This window comes from Sulfitobacter pontiacus (genome assembly GCF_040790665.1).
GTDB lineage: Bacteria > Pseudomonadota > Alphaproteobacteria > Rhodobacterales > Rhodobacteraceae > Sulfitobacter > Sulfitobacter pontiacus.
The window spans coordinates 1,231,212-1,247,758 of the sequence record NZ_CP160849.1; the positions used below are offsets into that span (position 1 = coordinate 1,231,212).

The window sequence follows — 16,547 nt, forward strand, 5'->3', positions numbered from 1 at the left end:
GGCACGTTTTAACCGTCTGTAGAAACGAGCAGCCAATTTGGATCATCCGAGCCCATGACACGGGCAAACACCCATGTGTCTTTTTGACGATTGACCTCTGTCGTGCTGCCTTCGACGATTTCACCATCGCGGTCTTTCACGACCGACGTCAGCTCGGCCACGAAACGGATCGTCAGCTCTGCCTCGTTGGTGGTCTTGTCCATCGTGGCGTTCTCAAGCTCCATCTCGCGGATGCCGATAAAGTGGCTTTCCACGGTCAGGCCCTGATCTTCGCGCGCGGCGACGCCTTCGACAAAGCTTTCGTAGATGTCTTCCGAAAGGAAGGGTTTGATCTCGTCCAGATTACCGTGTTCGTAGCCCATCACGATCATCTCGTAGGCGCCGCGGGCGCCGCCCAGAAAGTCGCTGACCCCAAAGGACGGCTCGACACGCTTCATTTCGGCGAGTGCGAGCGCGGTATCGGACCCTTCGGGCGCGTGATCGGTGATATCCAGATCAGGGCCACCTTCGATGACTTCGAACGCGGGGCCGCTGGGGCGTTCGGGTTTCTCGCTGACCTCGGCCGGTTTTTCAAAACCGGTGCGTGTGCCAAGCACATTCTTGAGCCGCAGGATCAGGAACACGGCAATAGCGGCCAGTACCAGAAGCTGTATCATGGGCGAATTCATAGGTACCTCGTGCTGAGAAACATGGAAACGTCGGTCTAGTGCCCCTATGTAGGGTGTGAACCGGGCCAAGTCCACTCTGGCCCATAGGAAAGGACGCATGCCATGTGGCTGTTTTTGGCTTTTATTGCCGTACCGTTGATAGAAATAACGTTGTTCATTCAGGTGGGTGGGGCAATTGGCCTCGGCTGGACGCTGGCGATTGTTGTTTCTACCGCAATCATCGGCACCTATCTGATGCGCGCTCAGGGTGCGCTGGCGCTTGGCCAGATCAAATCGTCCCTGTCCGAAGTCCGTGATCCGACCGAACCGCTGGTGCATGGCGCGATGATCCTGTTTGCCGGCGCGTTGCTGCTGACACCGGGGTTTTTCACCGATGCCCTGGGCTTTGCCCTGCTGATCCCCGGCGTGCGTACCGCTGCGTTCAAAGCCGCACGCAGCAAGGTCAACGTGAGCAGCGTCCATATGGGCGGCACCGCAGGGCCACGACGCCCGCAACCCCATCGTCCGATGCAGGGGGATGTGATCGATGGCGAATACCACGAGCTGTCGGAACAGGACCGCGGGCCCAAACGCCCCTCTGGCTGGACCGATCATTGACGACGGGGCATTGACTGCGAGCCACTGACTTCAGGCCATTTGATGCGGGCCATTGAGCGCGGCAAGGCGATCTGATAAGCCCGACTAAATGAGTTTATTGTCTTAAGGAGCCTTTAAATGGCTGAAGAAGAAGCAACACAACCGACCCAGGCCGCACAGCCGCAGATGCGCATTCTGGGTCAGTTCATCCGTGATATGTCCTTTGAAAACATCATGGCGCAAAAAGGCGCGCCGACAGATGTACAGCCCGACGTTCAGGTTCAGGTCAATCTGGATGCGAAAAAGCGGTCGGCCGAGAACCAGTATGAATCCGCGATCAAGCTTCAGGTCACGTCAAAAGCCAAAGGCGGCGACGCGACGCTGTTCCTGCTGGAAATCGACTATGTCGGTATCTTCCACGTTGAAAACGTGCCCGAAGACCAGATGCACCCATTCCTGCTGATTGAATGCCCGCGCATGATCTTCCCGTTCCTGCGCCGCGTTGTCAGCGATGTGACCCGCGACGGTGGCTTCCCGCCGCTGAACCTAGAAAACATCGACTTTGTTGCGCTGTATCGCAACGAGATCGCGCGCCGTCAGGCCGAGAATACGCAAAAAGCGGACGCCTAAAGCGTCTTCCACACAGCGCTGTCGCCCAGTTTATCGACAAATTCGGTATGGGCGGCGGCCTCTTGCGGGGTAATCCGCGAGGGCAGGGGCGTCGGGCGCGGTTTTGGCGTCCAATCGGGGGTGGTGTCGCCCTCTTTCTTTTCCGGTTTGGTCGACAGGCCAAAGTCCGGTTGCCGCCCGCCGATCAGCTCTAGATAGACATCCGCCAGAATTTCACTGTCAAGCAAAGCACCGTGAAGCGTCCGCGACGTGTTGTCGATGCCAAAGCGGCGGCACAGCGCATCCAGCGATGCGGGCGAGCCCGGAAAGCGTTTGCGCGCGATGGCCAGCGTATCAAGCGCCTGTTCCCACGGGATCTGGGGCAGCCCCATCCATTTCAATTCCGCGTTCAGAAACTTGATATCGAAGGCGGCGTTGTGGATCACCAGCTTTGAATCACCGATGAAATCCAGAAAATCCTGCCCGATCTGCGCAAACTTGGGTTTGTCGCGCAAAAACTCGTCGCCCAGCCCGTGCACCTCGAAGGCTTCGGCGGGCATGCTGCGTTCGGGGTTGATATATTGGTGATAGGTATTGCCGGTCGCCACGTGACCCATCAGTTCAACCGCCCCGATTTCAACGATCCTATCGCCGCTTTCAGGGTCGAATCCGGTGGTTTCCGTATCCAGTACGATTTCACGCATGGGACAGCTTTCCTTTGATATCCTCGATGACAGCCTCCACCTGCGCGCGGGCGTGGGGCAGGGTGTCTGTTTCAATCACATAATCGGCCAAAGCGCATTTTTCATCGTTTGGCATCTGTTTGGCGCGGATGTTTTCGAACTGTTCCAGCGTCATCGTCCCGCGCGCCATCACGCGCTTTTGCTGGATGTCGGCCGAGACCGTGACACAGGCCACCGCGTCCATGCGTTTGTCACCACCGGTTTCAAAAATCAACGGGATGTCGAGCACGACGATCTTGGCCTTTGTTTCCGCCAGAAACGCCGCGCGATCTTCGCCGACCAGCGGATGCACGATGCTTTCGATCGTTTTCAATACGGTGGGGTCCGCATCGATCAGGCTTTTGAGCGCGGGCCGCGACACTTCGCCCGCAACGACCGCATCAGGTAGCGTTTCCTGAAAGGCCGCGACGGCGGCCCCCCCCTTGGCATAGAGCCGATGCACGGCGGCGTCTGCGTCCCAGACGGCGCAGCCAAGATCAGCGAACATTTGTGCGGTGGTCGATTTCCCCATACCGATCGACCCGGTCAGACCCAGAAGAAACATCAGCGCAACGCCGCCAGACGTGTTTCATGGTCCACCGTCGGCCGCGCGCCAAACCACCGTTCGAACCCCGGCACCGCCTGATGCAAAAGCATGCCTAAACCGTCAACAGTGACGCATCCTGCCGCCTCTGCGGTTGCCAGAAGCGTGGTTTTCAACGGCGCATAGACCAGATCTGTAACCACGGTATCGGCGCGCAGCCCATCAAGCGGCACGCGCAGCTCGGGTTTTCCGATCATCCCCAGCGACGTCGTGTTCACCACGAGGCCGGCATGGCTGACCATCGTCCCCGCCTGCGACCAGTCATAGACCGTCACACGGTTGCCAAAGACCGACCGCAACCGTTCGGCCCGCACACGGGTGCGATTGGCGAGCAGGATCTCGGGCACGCCGGCGTCCAGTAGCGAAGAGATCACGGCCCGCGCGGCGCCACCGGCACCAAAGACGCAGGCGGGGCCATTACCCGGCACCCAATCCGGCGCGCCTGCCTTGAGATTTTCAATAAACCCGTAACCGTCCGTATTATCGCCCTGAATTTTACCGTCTGCGCGGAAGGTGATCGTATTCACGGCCCCAATCATCGCGGCGCGGTCTGTGATGATATCTGCGATCTCGATCACCGCTTCTTTATGGGGGATCGTGACATTGGCCCCGATGAACCCCATTTTCGGCATCGCCTCAAGCACTTGGCGGAGGTCTTCGGGTTCGACGTGTAGCGGGATATAGGCCCCCTGCAGGCCAAGCGTTTTCAGCCAATGGCCATGGATCTGCGGGGATTTTGAATGGGCAATCGGCGACCCGATCACACCTGCTAACGGTATTTTAGCCAAGCTCATGCGGATAGATCCCCCCGTAGCGTCAGATAATTCAACAGTTCAAGCAGGGGTAACCCTAGGACATTAAAGTAATCGCCTACAATGCCGCTGAACAGCCTGACGCCTTCCTCTTCCAGCTTATACGCGCCGACCGCATGTTGGATACTATCCCAGTTCCGCGCGACATACTCCTCTATATAGCTGTCGGACGCGTCGCGCATGCGCAGCCGCACCTGACCCACGTGACGCCAGATCGGTTTGCCATCCTCGACGATCACGGCGGCGGATAGCAAGCTATGGCGATCGCCGCGCAGGGATTTCAGCTGGGCAATCGCCTCGTCTGGCGTGGCGGGTTTTGACAGCAGCGTTCCGCGATGGTCGAGCACCTGATCACAGCCCATCACCAAGGCGCCCGGGGTCTTGTCGCTGACTTTGCGGGCTTTCATCTCGGCCAATGTATCGGCGATGTCGCGAGGGGGTGCCTGCTCTGCCAGCAGGGCCATCTTAATCATTTGTTCATCTATTCGCGCCACGCTCACCTCATGGGGGACGCAGGCCTGTTGCAGCAGTTGTGACCGGATCGACGACCCGGAGGCGAGGATGAAACGTTGGGGCATGGGGATAAACCTGTGTGCGACGCTAGGAAGTTCTTAGGGATTTTTCCCCCGAATGGCGAGAGTGCGCGAAAGCGTCGGGAAAACCCCTGCCTGCCAGCGGGAAATTCCAGTTTTATACGGGGCGGCATAAGGATAAAACGCAAACCCCCTGAACGGAGTTAATCCCAAGCTTATCCACAAAGCTACACAGTTTATCCCCTGAAATTTTTTTATTTAAGTATTTGAAAAAGGGTGAATTTATCCGCGCGGCGCCGAGTTATCATCGATACGGGATTCACAACATGCACAGGTGGATAAATCGAGGTACAAAACAGTAATCCACAGAAAATGATCCCCCTACTTACATCATCATCTTTCTTCTTTTCTTATTTATATTAGTAAGAAGGCACCAACCGGAGTGTGACATGACCGACTTGCTTGCCATCGCCTATCCTTGGGTAAAATCGCTTCATATCATCTCGGTCATTTCGTGGATGGCGGCGCTGTTCTATCTGCCGCGGCTTCTCGTGCATCATACAGAGCAGGTGGGCCAAAGCGGCAAGACCCACGATCTTTTCAAGATGATGGAGTTCAAGCTTGCCACCGTGATCATGCGCCCGGCGATGATCGGCACCTGGATTTTCGGGCTCGCGCTGGTGTTCACACCGGGCATCGTCGACTGGGCCGCTGTGTGGCCCTGGACGAAGGGGGCAAGCGTATTTGCGATGACAGGGTTCCACGGGTGGCTTGTCGGGCGTGTGAAGGCCTTTGCAGCGGGGGAGAACCGGCTGAGCGGTAAACGTTACCGGATCATGAACGAGGTCCCGACGCTGCTGATGATCATCATTGTAGTCTCGGTCGTCGTGAAATTCTAAGCTGATTGACGAAACCCGCCATTCTGAGTATGTGTTTCCTGCACCCCGTCCGGGGACCGTATACATCTGCCCATTTTTATGACACGACCCGCCCGCATTCCGGGATCGGAACAGGATATTTTCATGACAACTGAAACACTTAACCTTGCCGATCTAAAGGCGCAGACGCCCAAGAATCTTCTGGCGATGGCCGAAGAGCTTGAGATCGAAAACGCATCGACCATGCGTAAAGGCGAAATGATGTTCCAGATCCTGCGCGAACGTGCGGATGAAGGCTGGGAAATCTCGGGCGATGGTGTGCTGGAAGTGTTGCAGGACGGGTTTGGCTTCCTGCGGTCGCCCGAAGCGAACTATCTGCCGGGCCCCGACGACATTTACGTCTCGCCCGAGATGATCCGCCAGCACTCGCTGCGCACCGGCGACACAATCGAAGGTCTGATCAAGGCGCCAGATGATGCGGAGCGGTATTTCGCGCTGACAGATGTCACCAAGATCAACTTTGAAGAGCCGGAAAAAGCGCGCCACAAGGTGGCCTTTGAAAACCTGACGCCGCTTTACCCCGATGAACGTCTGACGATGGAAGTCGATGATCCGACGATCAAGGACCGGTCGTCGCGTATCATCGATCTGGTATCGCCCATCGGTAAGGGACAGCGCTGCTTGATCGTGGCGCCGCCACGGACCGGTAAAACGGTTCTGCTGCAAAACATCGCGAATTCGATCGAACAGAACCACCCCGAGTGCTACTTGATCGTTCTGCTGATTGACGAACGCCCCGAAGAAGTCACTGATATGCAGCGTAGTGTCAAAGGGGAGGTTGTTTCTTCGACCTTCGACGAGCCTGCAACGCGCCACGTGGCCGTGTCGGAAATGGTCATCGAAAAGGCGAAACGTCTGGTCGAGCATAAGCGCGACGTTGTGATCTTGCTGGATTCGATCACCCGTCTGGGCCGTGCGTTCAACACTGTTGTGCCGTCGTCGGGTAAGGTTCTGACCGGTGGTGTTGATGCCAACGCGCTGCAACGCCCCAAACGTTTCTTCGGCGCCGCGCGGAACATCGAAGAGGGTGGGTCGCTGACCATTATCGCCACCGCGCTGATCGACACCGGCAGCCGCATGGACGAGGTGATCTTTGAAGAATTCAAAGGGACTGGTAACTCTGAAATCGTGCTGGATCGCAAGATTGCGGACAAGCGGGTCTTCCCTGCGATTGATATTCTCAAGTCCGGTACGCGGAAAGAGGATCTGCTGGTCGACAAAAACGATCTGCAAAAGACCTTTGTATTGCGTCGCATTCTGAACCCGATGGGCACGACGGATGCGATTGAATTCCTGATCGGGAAGTTGAAGCAAACCAAGACGAACTCCGATTTCTTCGACTCAATGAATAGCTAAATATTCACTTAAATCAGTGGGTTAACTGATATGGATACGATATTCGCCCAAGCCACAGCGCAGGGGCGGGCCGGTGTTTGCGTCATTCGTATCTCGGGCCCGCAGGCGTTTTTTATCGCTGAAACCATCGCGCAGCCATTGCCCGCCCCGCGGCTGGCCGCCGTGCGGGCAATTAGTGACGCCGATGGGCAGGTCATTGATCGTGCCCTTGTCCTGACTTTCGAAGGCCCGAACAGCTTTACCGGCGAAGATACGGTCGAGCTTCATTTGCATGGCAGCATCGCGGTGGTGCGTGCGGTGCTGTCGCTGCTCTCTGGTTTTAACGGCACGCGCCTTGCCGAGCCGGGCGAATTTACCCGCCGTGCGATGGAGAATGGCAAGCTGGATCTCACGCAGGTTGAAGGCTTGGGTGACCTCATCGAGGCAGAGACCGAAGCCCAGCGAAAACAAGCATTGCGCGTTTTGTCCGGGCACTTGGGTCAAAAGGTCGATATCTGGCGCGAAAAACTGATCCGAGCGGCCGCTCTGCTTGAGGTGACCATCGATTTCGCGGATGAAGACGTTCCCGTCGACGTCTCGCCCGAGGTTACGGAACTGCTGAATGCGGTGAACGCCGATATTCTGGCTGAAATCGCCGGTACCCATACGGCCGAACGTATCCGAACGGGTTTTGAGGTCGCGATCATCGGCCGACCCAATGCCGGGAAATCGACTTTGTTGAACGCATTGGCGGGGCGCGATGCAGCGATCACCTCTGCCGTGGCGGGTACGACGCGCGACGTGATCGAGGTCCGGATGGACCTTGGTGGCCTGCCGGTGACCTTGCTGGATACGGCAGGCTTGCGCGAGGGGGCGGACGAGGTCGAATCCATCGGGATCGACCGCGCGAAAACCCGCGGCGAGCAAGCTGACCTGCGCGTGTTTTTGAGTGAAGAGGGTGAGGATCTGCCTGTTGCCGCAGTTGCGGATGATATCGTCCTGCGACCAAAGGCTGACTTACGCGATAGCGCGGACGACGCTATATCTGGTGTGACAGGGCAGGGCGTACCGCAGCTGATAGAAAGAATACAGGCCATCCTTGGCGCGCGAAGTCTGAATGCCGGCCTTGCGACGCACGAACGTCACCGCGTTGCATTGCAGAAATCAGCCGAGGGATTAGCCGCTGCGATGTTGGTTCTGGATCACGGGCCCGATCAATATGATATAGCATCAGAAGAACTGCGCCATTCGATTCGCGCACTTGAGGCGCTGGTAGGCCGAATTGACGTTGAGAACCTGCTGGATGTAATCTTTTCGAGCTTTTGCTTGGGAAAATAGATGGAGTGTTTCACGTGAAACATTTTGACGTGATAGTTATCGGTGGCGGCCATGCCGGAGCCGAAGCGGCCCACGCATCCGCGCGTATGGGCGCGAATACTGCTTTGATCACGATGTCGCGCGATGGGATCGGGGTGATGTCCTGCAATCCGGCTATCGGTGGGCTGGGTAAGGGGCATTTGGTGCGCGAGATTGACGCGCTGGATGGCGTTATGGGGCGTGTCGCGGATAAAGCCGGCATCCAGTTCCGTCTTTTGAACCGCCGCAAGGGGCCCGCTGTTCAAGGACCGCGGGCGCAAGCGGACCGTGCGATCTATCGGAAAGAAATGCTGGCCGAGACCGAACGTCAGAAAAATCTGACCATCGTAGAGGGGGAGGTGACCGACTTCATTCTCGACAATGGCAAGGTTTCTGGTGCCGTTCTTGCCGATGGTGAACAGATCGCAGCGGCTGCGGTTGTTTTGACCACGGGTACTTTCTTGCGCGGGGTCATCCATATTGGAGATGTGTCGCGCTCCGGCGGTCGGATGGGCGATAAAGCCTCCGTCGACCTGGCAAACCGCATTGATTCGTTCAACTTGCCACTCGGACGATTGAAAACGGGGACGCCGCCGCGCTTGGACGGACGGACGATTGACTGGGAGAAGCTGGAATCGCAACCCGGGGATGATGAGCCTGTCTTGTTCTCTTTCTTGTCAGAGACGACGTCGGCCCCGCAAATCTCCTGCGGCATTACGCATACCAATGAAGAAACACATCAAATTATTCGCGATAACCTGTCGCGCTCCGCGATGTACGGGGGGCATATCGACGGGGTAGGGCCCCGATACTGCCCATCGATCGAAGATAAAGTTGTCCGCTTCGCTGACAAAACCTCGCACCAAGTTTTCCTGGAGCCTGAGGGTGCCGATGACCACACCATCTACCCCAATGGTATTTCGACCTCGCTGCCTGAGGATGTTCAGCTTGCCTATGTGCGGTCGATGGTTGGGTTGGAAAATGTAGAAATCATCCAGCCCGGTTATGCGATTGAATATGACTATGTCGACCCCCGGGCCCTTGATCTGGCCCTTTCCGTGAGGACTGTGGCTGGCCTATATCTCGCTGGTCAGATCAACGGGACCACCGGCTATGAAGAAGCTGCAGCACAAGGTTTGGTTGCCGGATTGAACGCGGCACTTGCAGCACAGGGTAAAGAGCCGGTGACGTTCAGCCGCGCCGATAGCTATATTGGCGTGATGATTGATGACCTGACCACCCGGGGTGTGACAGAGCCCTATCGCATGTTCACCTCTCGCGCCGAATTCCGGTTGTCGCTTCGTGCTGATAACGCTGACCAGCGCCTCACGCCATTGGCGATTGCCTTGGGCTGCGTATCGCAAGAACGGATTGCGCATTTTAACGCCAAAATGGCCAAGATCGACGCGGCGATGGCAGAACTCACGAAAACGCCCTATGCATCAAAGGCGATCGAGGCGGCAGGGATCAAGGTCAGCCAAGACGGAACGAAGCGGACCGGTTTCCAACTGTTGGCATTTCCGGATGTGACATTCGAGCAGATCGTTTTGATTAATCCAGCGCTTGAAACGGTAGAACCCGAAATTCGCCGTCAGGTCGAGCGGGATGCGCTATATGCAAACTATATCGCGCGTCAGCAACGGGATATCGACCTCCTCCAGAAGGACGAGGCGCATGTTATTCCCGCGAATTTTGATTATGAAGCCATCGACGGGCTGTCAAATGAGCTTACCTCGAAGCTTTCGCTGACACGCCCGACCAACCTCGCACAGGCGGCCCGAATTGACGGTATGACGCCCTCGGCCTTGACGCTGCTTCTGTCTCATCTCAAGCGCGGCAGCCAGAAGAAGTCTGCATGATGAGCACCTTTGAAGAGGATGTTTCACGTGAAACATTGGAGAAGCTTCAGCATTTCTCGCAATTGGTCGAGAAATGGACCGCGAAGATTAATCTGATTTCCAAGCCGAGCGTCCCCGAGATGTGGGAGCGTCACATTTTGGATTCTCTACAAGTCTATACCCACGCGCCCAATGCGGGCCATTGGGTAGATCTTGGAAGCGGTGGCGGTTTTCCGGCAATTGTCGTAGCGCTGATGTCGCAGCAAGACGAGCGTGCGACGAAATTTACCTTGGTCGAAAGCGACCAGCGTAAATGCGCGTTCCTGAGAACAGCCATTCGGGAGCTTGAGCTGAACGCAACAGTGGCGAACGCGCGGATTGAAGCGATTGAGCCCTTGGAAGCAGACGTTCTAAGCGCGCGGGCGCTGTCCGACTTGACTGCTTTGCTCGGCTTTGCAGATCGCCATCTGTTACCCTCCGGCACTGCGCTTTTCCCGAAGGGGGAGAACTGGCGCGCAGAGGATGCCGCAGCGAAAGAGACGTGGGCATATACCTGCGACGCGATCCAAAGCCAGACGAACCCATCCGCCGCAATTCTTAAGATCAAGGAAATCAAACATGTCTGATCTGTCTCGACCTTCGGGGCCCAAAATTATTGCGATAGCGAACCAGAAGGGTGGGGTGGGCAAAACCACGACGACGATCAACCTCGCGGCGGCTCTGGTTGAGCAGAAGCAGCGCGTTTTGGTGATTGACCTTGATCCGCAGGGCAACGCGTCAACTGGTCTGGGTATTGAACTGGATGATCGGGAATTTACAACCTACGAGCTTTTGCTTGAGGATATCGACCTTGATCAAGTGATTATGACGACCGAGACAGAGGGCCTGCATATCGTTGCCGCCACTGTCGATCTCAGTTCCGCAGATATGGAATTGATCGCCAATGAGAAACGTAGTTTTCTTCTTCACGACGCCCTGCGGCAGACGCAGATGGACAGCTACGCCTTCGACTACATTCTGATTGATTGCCCGCCATCGCTGAACTTGCTGACAGTGAACGCGATGATTGCGGCGCATTCTGTGCTTGTCCCGCTACAAAGCGAGTTTTTCGCGCTTGAAGGATTGTCGCAGTTGATGCTGACCATCCGCGAAGTGCGCCAGAGCGGGAACAAGGATCTGCGGATCGAAGGAATTTTGCTGACGATGTATGATCAGCGGAACAACCTGTCGCAACAGGTTGAGCAGGACGCCCGAAGCAATTTGGGCGAACTGGTATATAGGACCGTTATTCCGCGCAACGTACGGGTCAGTGAGGCACCCAGTTACGCGATGCCGGTTCTAAGTTACGATAGCGGGTCGAAAGGTGCCAAAGCGTACCGCGATCTGGCGAAAGAAGTACTGGCAAATAGTGCCGTATAAATAAGGGGTCAGGCAATGGCAGATAAAGACAAACGGCGCGGCTTGGGTCGAGGATTGTCGGCTTTGATGGCGGACGTAGCGGAGACACAAACGGTGGCATCAGAAGGCGCGGCGGAACAGTATGTTCCTATTGAAAAGATTTCTCCCAATCCGGAGCAGCCGCGCAAGCGGTTTGATCCGCAGGACTTGGATGATCTTGCAAGCTCTATCCGCGAAAAGGGCGTTATCCAGCCGCTGATCGTACGCCGCCGTGATGATGGGACGTTCGAGATTGTCGCGGGTGAACGCCGTTGGCGCGCGTCGCAGATGGCACAGCTGCATGAACTTCCGATCATCGTGCGCGAGTTCACCGATGTCGAAGTTCTCGAAGTTGCGATTATCGAAAACATCCAACGGGCGGACCTCAATTCAATCGAGGAAGCGGCGGGCTATCGTCAGCTGATGGACCGTTTTGGCCACACGCAAGAGAAGATGGCCGAAGCCTTGGGTAAAAGCCGCAGTCATATCGCGAACTTGCTGCGCTTGCTGAACTTGCCCGAAAATGTTCTGGAAATGGTGCGTCAGGGGGACCTGACAGCGGGTCACGCCCGGACCTTGGTGCCGTCGAAGAACCCTGAAAAGCTGGCCAAACAGATTATCGCCGGTGGCTTGTCGGTGCGCGCGGCCGAGGCGCTGATCAAGAAAGAGCAGCAAGCCGAGAATGAAGGTCCAAACAAGCGGGCGGCCAAATCCTCGAGCGAAAAAGACGCGGATACCCGCGCGCTTGAAGGGGATCTGTCAGCGAACCTCGGTTTGAAGGTAACCCTGAACCACAAGCCGGGGCAGGAGGCGGGCCAGATGGTGCTGCACTACACAACGATGGACGAGCTGGACGAGCTTTGCCAACGTCTGTCGGCCTCTTAATCCGACAAAAGCTCGGCCAGGATCGCGTTTAGCACCATAAAGCCCTGATCCGTCACATAAAGCTGGTCTTTATCCCTAGAAATCATCCCGATGTCCTGCATCTGGGTGATTTTTTTTGTCGAAAGCGGTGCGCCGGAAAGCGCCTCGTACCGGCGCAGGTCCACGCCTTCTTTCAGACGAAGCCCCATCATCAGAAACTCGCTCCCCTGATCTTCGGTCGTCAAAAGCTCGCGGGGCTTTTCGGTGGCGCCGCTGGCAGCAGCGTCAAGCCAGCGTTTGGGGTTGCTAAAACATTCGGTCGCAAAGCGATTGCCATTTTGGGTCAGGCGTCCGTGGGCCCCCGGACCGATGCCAAGATAATCACCATAGCGCCAGTAGATCAGATTGTGCCGCGACTGCGCCCCGTCGCGGGCGTGGTTCGATACCTCGTAAGAGGGCATCGCCATCTCGCCGCAAATATCCTGAGTGGCCGCATACATATCGGCACCAAGATCATCGCTGGGCAGTCCGCGTAGTTTTCCCACCGCATAACGATCGCCAAATGCGGTGCCTTGTTCGATGGTCAGTTGATACAGCGACATATGGTCTATCGCTAGCGTTAGGGCCTGTTTCAGCTCGGTCTGCCAGTCGGGCAAGCTCTGGTTCTGGCGGCCATAGATCAGATCAAAGCTGACGCGTTCAAAGGTGTTGCGGGCGATGTCAAAAGCGGCAAGCCCTTCGCCAACCGTATGGATGCGGCCCAGACGTTTCAGGTCCGCGTCATTCAAGGCCTGTATCCCCATTGAAATACGGTTGACGCCCGCCTGTCGGAAGGCCGCAAAACGGTCGGCTTCAACCGAACCGGGGTTCGCCTCGAGCGTGATTTCCAAATCATTGGCCGTGGGCCACAGTCGACGGATCGCGGCGATGACATCAGCGACGACATCGGGGTCCATCAGACTGGGGGTGCCACCGCCGAAAAAGACGGCGTTCAAGACGCGTCCTTGGGTTTCGGCGGCGCCGCGTTCAAGCTCTGCCAGATAGGCATCGCGCCAGGCCCGTTGGTCGATTGTGCGACTAACATGGCTGTTAAAGTCACAATAGGGGCACTTCGCCTCGCAAAACGGCCAATGGATATAAAGGCCAAAGCCCCCCTGGCGCCAATCCTCAGTCAAAGCAGGCAGAGATCAGTTTGGCGAAAGCGTCCGCACGGTGGCTGATTGCGTTCTTGGCGACGGCGGACATTTCGCCAAAGGTCTGCTCGTGCCCGTCGGGTTGGAACATCGGGTCATAGCCGTGACCGATGTCGCCGCGGATCGGCCAGACAAGCGTGCCGTTCACGCGGCCTTCGAAAACCTCTTCATGTCCGTCGGGCCAGACCAATACCAATGTCGCGCAGAACCGCGCGCGGCGCGGGTGGGGGGCGTTTGCCTCTTCCAGCAACCTGTAGGTCTTGGTCATTGCCATGACGAAATCGCGGCCGTTGGGCGTTTCGGACCAATCGGCGGTATAGACGCCGGGGGCATTGTCCAGCGCTTCGACCTCGATCCCGGAGTCATCTGCCAGCGCGGGAAGGCCCGTCGCCGCGACCGCCGCACGTGCTTTGATGCGGGCGTTGCCGATGAAAGTGTTTTCGGTTTCCTCCGGCTCGCCTAGATTCATCTCGGCGGCACCTTTGACGGCGACGCCGAAGGGGGCGAAAAGCTCGGTCATTTCCTGCAGCTTGCCAGCGTTGTGGGTGGCGACCAGGATCTGGTCGCCGGTGAATTTACGGGTCATGCGGTGGCTGCCTTCTGCTTCTCGACCAGCTCTGCCACGCCCTTTTCGGCGAGGTCCATCAGCTGGTTCATCTGGTCGCGCGAATAGGTGGAGCCTTCGGCGCTCATCTGGATCTCGATCAATTTGCCGGTGCCGGTCATAATAAAGTTACCGTCCACGCCTGCTTCGGAATCCTCGGGGTAATCGAGGTCAAGCACGGGCTGGCCCGCATAGATGCCGCAGCTGATCGCGGCGACCGGATCGACCAGCGGGTCGCTGACCACGTCGCCCGCCTTCATCAGCTTGTTCACCGCCAGTTTCAACGCGACCCAACCCCCCGTGATAGAGGCACAACGCGTGCCGCCGTCGGCCTGCAGCACGTCGCAGTCGATGGTGATCTGACGTTCGCCCAGGGCGCTACGATCCACGCCGGCGCGCAGGGCGCGACCGATAAGGCGTTGAATTTCAACGGTACGCCCCCCTTGTTTGCCCATTGCCGCCTCGCGGCGCATACGGGTGTTGGTGGCACGGGGCAGCATGCCGTATTCCGCCGTGACCCAGCCCAGACCGGAGCCTTTGATGAAGGGCGGCACGCGGTCCTCGATCGTGGCGGTACACAGCACATGGGTGTCGCCCATCTTGATCAGGGCCGATCCTTCGGCGTGTTTGGTGAATCCCGTTTCAATCGATACGGCACGCAGTTCGTCAAGTTTCCGACCAGAGGGGCGCATAGCTATTTCCTTTTCCATTTGCCATTGGGGATAACTCTGCGTTGCGGCGCGATGCAACCCCGATTGACGTTTGCCCCCTGTCGCACATACTTCTCCCACTATGGACAAAACACCGACAGTTTTAGACGAGATGAACGACCGCTCGCGCGAGGTGTTCCGCCGCGTGGTCGAAGGCTATCTGGCGAATGGCGATCCCGTGGGGTCGCGCACGCTGACCCGGGATTTCAGCGAAAAGGTCAGCGCGGCGACGATCCGTAATGTGATGCAGGATCTTGAATATATGGGCCTGCTCGGCAGCCCCCATGTCAGCGCGGGTCGTATCCCGACGCAGATGGGCCTGCGCATGTTCGTCGACGGCATGATCGAGATCGGCGATCCAACCGAGACGGACCGTGAAAAGATCGACGCGACCGTTGGCAGCAACAACGCCGATGTCAGCGGCATTCTTGATCGGGTGGGGTCGGCGCTGTCCGGCGTGACCCAGGGTGCCTCGCTTGTGCTGACGCCCAAACACGAGGCGCCGATCAAGCATATCGAATTTGTTTCACTGTCTCACGATAGAGCGCTGGTCGTTCTGGTCTTTTCCGACGGTCACGTGGAGAACCGGTTGTTCACACCGCCGCCGGGCCAGACCCCCAGCAGCATGCGTGAAGCCGCGAATTTCCTGAATGCGCTGGTCGAGGGGAAAACCATCTCGGAATTGCAGCGCACCATCGCGCATGAGATCAGCCAGCGGCGCCAACAGATCGACGTTCTGGCGCAGCAGCTTGTCGAAAGCGGTCTAGCGCTGTGGCAGGGCGAAGGGGAATCCCCCGAGCGGTTGATCGTGCGCGGACGGTCGAATCTGATCAACACCGAAGGCGAGGCCGAGAACGTCGAATTGATCCGCCAGCTGTTTGACGACCTTGAACGCAAGCGGGACATCGCGGAATTCCTCGAATTGGCCGACGCGGGCGACGGTGTGCGCATTTTTATTGGTTCTGAGAATAAACTTTTTTCACTTTCGGGTTCCTCTCTGGTCGTTTCCCCTTATATGAACGCTGATCGTAAGGTGATCGGGGCAGTCGGTGTGATCGGCCCCACGCGCCTTAATTATGGACGTATCGTGCCGATTGTGAATTACACGGCGCAGCTGGTTGGAAAGCTGATTTCGAACCGCAGCTAGAGGTGAATTATGGCAGAGCCGAAAGAGAACGAATTTCTGGATGATATCGATGACGCAGAGGCCGAAGCCTATGCCGACGAGATGTCCGAGATTGACGACGAAGCGCTGGAACTGGACGAATTGCGTGCCGAGCGTGACCAGCTGAAAGACCGTTTCATGCGGGCCCTGGCCGACGCAGAGAACGCGCGCAAACGGTCTGACAAGGACCGTCGCGAGGCGGAAAACTATGGCGGGTCGAAACTGGCGCGCGACATGCTGCCGGTCTACGACAATATGAAACGCGCCCTGGAAGCCGCTACAGAAGAGCAGCGCACCATTTCCGGCCCATTGCTGGAAGGGATCGAACTGACGATGCGCGAGTTGCTGAGCGTGTTCAAGAAGCACGGCATCGAAGTCATCTCGCCAGCAGTGGGTGACAAGTTCGATCCGCAGCATCATCAGGCGATGTTCGAGGCGCCCGTGCCAGATACCAAAGCAGGCGATATCATCCAGGTCGCCGCCGAAGGTTTCATGTTGCACGACCGTCTGCTGCGTCCGGCGCAGGTCGGCGTTTCCTCTACCCCCGCAGGGTAAACGCTCGGGATAGAGCGGCCCTTCGGGG

19 protein-coding genes are annotated in these 16,547 nt (G+C 57.5%); 11 read left to right on the top strand and 8 right to left on the bottom strand.

The window, feature by feature from the left end:
- Positions 1-8: 8 nt before the first annotated feature.
- Complete coding sequence (locus AB1495_RS06025; RefSeq protein ID WP_005850752.1) at positions 9-668, bottom strand: Tim44/TimA family putative adaptor protein; 660 nt, start codon at positions 666-668, stop codon at positions 9-11.
- Between the two features lie 102 nt (positions 669-770).
- Between AB1495_RS06025 and AB1495_RS06030 the strand changes: the two genes are divergently transcribed.
- The gene (locus tag AB1495_RS06030; protein WP_064217231.1) at positions 771-1,265 is read left to right on the top strand and encodes an FxsA family protein; all 495 of its coding nucleotides are present in this window, start codon (positions 771-773) and stop codon (positions 1,263-1,265) included.
- Positions 1,266-1,382: 117 nt separating this feature from the next.
- The gene (gene secB, locus AB1495_RS06035; protein WP_005850756.1) at positions 1,383-1,874 is read left to right on the top strand and encodes a protein-export chaperone SecB; all 492 of its coding nucleotides are present in this window, start codon (positions 1,383-1,385) and stop codon (positions 1,872-1,874) included.
- Here the strand turns inward: secB and dnaQ are convergent.
- The 4 genes from dnaQ to AB1495_RS06055 are packed head-to-tail and all read right to left on the bottom strand — an operon-like array spanning position 1,871 to position 4,569.
- Positions 1,871-2,557, bottom strand: coding sequence for a DNA polymerase III subunit epsilon (gene dnaQ, locus AB1495_RS06040; RefSeq protein WP_009825707.1), 687 nt, complete (start codon positions 2,555-2,557; stop codon positions 1,871-1,873). The genes secB and dnaQ overlap by 4 nt on opposite strands.
- Positions 2,550-3,140 (bottom strand): dephospho-CoA kinase, encoded by a 591-nt coding sequence (gene coaE / locus AB1495_RS06045; RefSeq protein WP_005850759.1) that lies wholly within the window; start codon positions 3,138-3,140, stop codon positions 2,550-2,552. The genes dnaQ and coaE overlap by 8 nt, the downstream gene beginning before the upstream one ends.
- A complete protein-coding gene (locus AB1495_RS06050; protein ID WP_074636656.1) occupies positions 3,140-3,973 on the bottom strand; it encodes a shikimate dehydrogenase in 834 nt (277 codons plus the stop codon). Before AB1495_RS06050 ends, coaE begins: the two co-directional genes overlap by 1 nt.
- Positions 3,970-4,569, bottom strand: coding sequence for a nucleoside triphosphate pyrophosphatase (locus tag AB1495_RS06055; protein WP_074636658.1), 600 nt, complete (start codon positions 4,567-4,569; stop codon positions 3,970-3,972). The genes AB1495_RS06050 and AB1495_RS06055 overlap by 4 nt, the downstream gene beginning before the upstream one ends.
- Before the next feature lie 404 nt (positions 4,570-4,973).
- Here AB1495_RS06055 and AB1495_RS06060 point away from each other — a divergent pair, with 404 nt between their 5' ends.
- The 7 genes from AB1495_RS06060 to AB1495_RS06090 all read left to right on the top strand — a co-directional run bounded on the left by AB1495_RS06060 (position 4,974) and on the right by AB1495_RS06090 (position 12,313).
- Positions 4,974-5,423, top strand: coding sequence for a CopD family protein (locus AB1495_RS06060; RefSeq protein ID WP_074636659.1), 450 nt, complete (start codon positions 4,974-4,976; stop codon positions 5,421-5,423).
- 123 nt (positions 5,424-5,546) lie between these two features.
- Entirely contained in the window at positions 5,547-6,818 is a 1,272-nt protein-coding gene (gene rho / locus AB1495_RS06065; RefSeq protein ID WP_005850767.1) for a transcription termination factor Rho, read from the top strand.
- A 30-nt stretch (positions 6,819-6,848) separates the two neighbouring features.
- Complete coding sequence (mnmE, locus tag AB1495_RS06070) at positions 6,849-8,135, top strand: tRNA uridine-5-carboxymethylaminomethyl(34) synthesis GTPase MnmE (protein WP_074636661.1); 1,287 nt, start codon at positions 6,849-6,851, stop codon at positions 8,133-8,135.
- A gap of 14 nt (positions 8,136-8,149) precedes the next feature.
- On the top strand, positions 8,150-10,012 hold the full coding sequence (mnmG, locus tag AB1495_RS06075) for a tRNA uridine-5-carboxymethylaminomethyl(34) synthesis enzyme MnmG (protein WP_074636662.1): 1,863 nt from the start codon (positions 8,150-8,152) through the stop codon (positions 10,010-10,012).
- Complete coding sequence (gene rsmG / locus AB1495_RS06080; RefSeq protein ID WP_074636664.1) at positions 10,009-10,617, top strand: 16S rRNA (guanine(527)-N(7))-methyltransferase RsmG; 609 nt, start codon at positions 10,009-10,011, stop codon at positions 10,615-10,617. The genes mnmG and rsmG overlap by 4 nt, the downstream gene beginning before the upstream one ends.
- Positions 10,610-11,410 (top strand): ParA family protein, encoded by an 801-nt coding sequence (locus AB1495_RS06085; RefSeq protein ID WP_005850775.1) that lies wholly within the window; start codon positions 10,610-10,612, stop codon positions 11,408-11,410. Before rsmG ends, AB1495_RS06085 begins: the two co-directional genes overlap by 8 nt.
- Before the next feature lie 15 nt (positions 11,411-11,425).
- On the top strand, positions 11,426-12,313 hold the full coding sequence (locus AB1495_RS06090) for a ParB/RepB/Spo0J family partition protein (protein ID WP_074636666.1): 888 nt from the start codon (positions 11,426-11,428) through the stop codon (positions 12,311-12,313).
- On the opposite strand, the gene hemW is transcribed toward AB1495_RS06090, so the two are convergent.
- Genes hemW through rph form a run of 3 tightly spaced genes read right to left on the bottom strand, consistent with a single transcriptional unit; the run spans position 12,310 to position 14,781 of the window.
- The gene (gene hemW / locus AB1495_RS06095; RefSeq protein WP_074636667.1) at positions 12,310-13,467 is read right to left on the bottom strand and encodes a radical SAM family heme chaperone HemW; all 1,158 of its coding nucleotides are present in this window, start codon (positions 13,465-13,467) and stop codon (positions 12,310-12,312) included. The genes AB1495_RS06090 and hemW overlap by 4 nt on opposite strands.
- A complete protein-coding gene (rdgB, locus tag AB1495_RS06100) occupies positions 13,460-14,071 on the bottom strand; it encodes an RdgB/HAM1 family non-canonical purine NTP pyrophosphatase (protein WP_074636669.1) in 612 nt (203 codons plus the stop codon). The genes hemW and rdgB overlap by 8 nt, the downstream gene beginning before the upstream one ends.
- Complete coding sequence (gene rph / locus AB1495_RS06105) at positions 14,068-14,781, bottom strand: ribonuclease PH (protein ID WP_005850783.1); 714 nt, start codon at positions 14,779-14,781, stop codon at positions 14,068-14,070. The genes rdgB and rph overlap by 4 nt, the downstream gene beginning before the upstream one ends.
- A gap of 130 nt (positions 14,782-14,911) precedes the next feature.
- Here rph and hrcA point away from each other — a divergent pair, with 130 nt between their 5' ends.
- Positions 14,912-15,946, top strand: a complete 1,035-nt coding sequence (gene hrcA, locus AB1495_RS06110) for a heat-inducible transcriptional repressor HrcA (protein WP_005850786.1) — start codon at positions 14,912-14,914, stop codon at positions 15,944-15,946.
- A 9-nt stretch (positions 15,947-15,955) separates the two neighbouring features.
- Complete coding sequence (locus AB1495_RS06115; RefSeq protein WP_005850788.1) at positions 15,956-16,519, top strand: nucleotide exchange factor GrpE; 564 nt, start codon at positions 15,956-15,958, stop codon at positions 16,517-16,519.
- Positions 16,520-16,547 lie beyond the last annotated feature (28 nt).

Excerpts from the sequence above, each read along its gene's own strand:
- AB1495_RS06055 (WP_074636658.1), bottom strand. The coding sequence starts at position 4,569 with ATGCCCCAACGTTTCATCCTCGCCTCCGGGTCGTCGATCCGGTCACAA.
- AB1495_RS06030 (WP_064217231.1), top strand. The coding sequence starts at position 771 with ATGTGGCTGTTTTTGGCTTTTATTGCCGTACCGTTGATAGAAATAACG.
- dnaQ (WP_009825707.1), bottom strand. The coding sequence starts at position 2,557 with ATGCGTGAAATCGTACTGGATACGGAAACCACCGGATTCGACCCTGAA.
- AB1495_RS06025 (WP_005850752.1), bottom strand. The coding sequence starts at position 668 with ATGAATTCGCCCATGATACAGCTTCTGGTACTGGCCGCTATTGCCGTG.
- secB (WP_005850756.1), top strand. The coding sequence starts at position 1,383 with ATGGCTGAAGAAGAAGCAACACAACCGACCCAGGCCGCACAGCCGCAG.
- AB1495_RS06085 (WP_005850775.1), top strand. The coding sequence starts at position 10,610 with ATGTCTGATCTGTCTCGACCTTCGGGGCCCAAAATTATTGCGATAGCG.
- AB1495_RS06060 (WP_074636659.1), top strand. The coding sequence starts at position 4,974 with ATGACCGACTTGCTTGCCATCGCCTATCCTTGGGTAAAATCGCTTCAT.
- coaE (WP_005850759.1), bottom strand. The coding sequence starts at position 3,140 with ATGTTTCTTCTGGGTCTGACCGGGTCGATCGGTATGGGGAAATCGACC.
- hrcA (WP_005850786.1), top strand. The coding sequence starts at position 14,912 with ATGAACGACCGCTCGCGCGAGGTGTTCCGCCGCGTGGTCGAAGGCTAT.
- AB1495_RS06090 (WP_074636666.1), top strand. The coding sequence starts at position 11,426 with ATGGCAGATAAAGACAAACGGCGCGGCTTGGGTCGAGGATTGTCGGCT.
- AB1495_RS06050 (WP_074636656.1), bottom strand. The coding sequence starts at position 3,973 with ATGAGCTTGGCTAAAATACCGTTAGCAGGTGTGATCGGGTCGCCGATT.
- rdgB (WP_074636669.1), bottom strand. The coding sequence starts at position 14,071 with ATGACCCGTAAATTCACCGGCGACCAGATCCTGGTCGCCACCCACAAC.
- mnmE (WP_074636661.1), top strand. The coding sequence starts at position 6,849 with ATGGATACGATATTCGCCCAAGCCACAGCGCAGGGGCGGGCCGGTGTT.
- rph (WP_005850783.1), bottom strand. The coding sequence starts at position 14,781 with ATGCGCCCCTCTGGTCGGAAACTTGACGAACTGCGTGCCGTATCGATT.
- rsmG (WP_074636664.1), top strand. The coding sequence starts at position 10,009 with ATGATGAGCACCTTTGAAGAGGATGTTTCACGTGAAACATTGGAGAAG.
- rho (WP_005850767.1), top strand. The coding sequence starts at position 5,547 with ATGACAACTGAAACACTTAACCTTGCCGATCTAAAGGCGCAGACGCCC.
- AB1495_RS06115 (WP_005850788.1), top strand. The coding sequence starts at position 15,956 with ATGGCAGAGCCGAAAGAGAACGAATTTCTGGATGATATCGATGACGCA.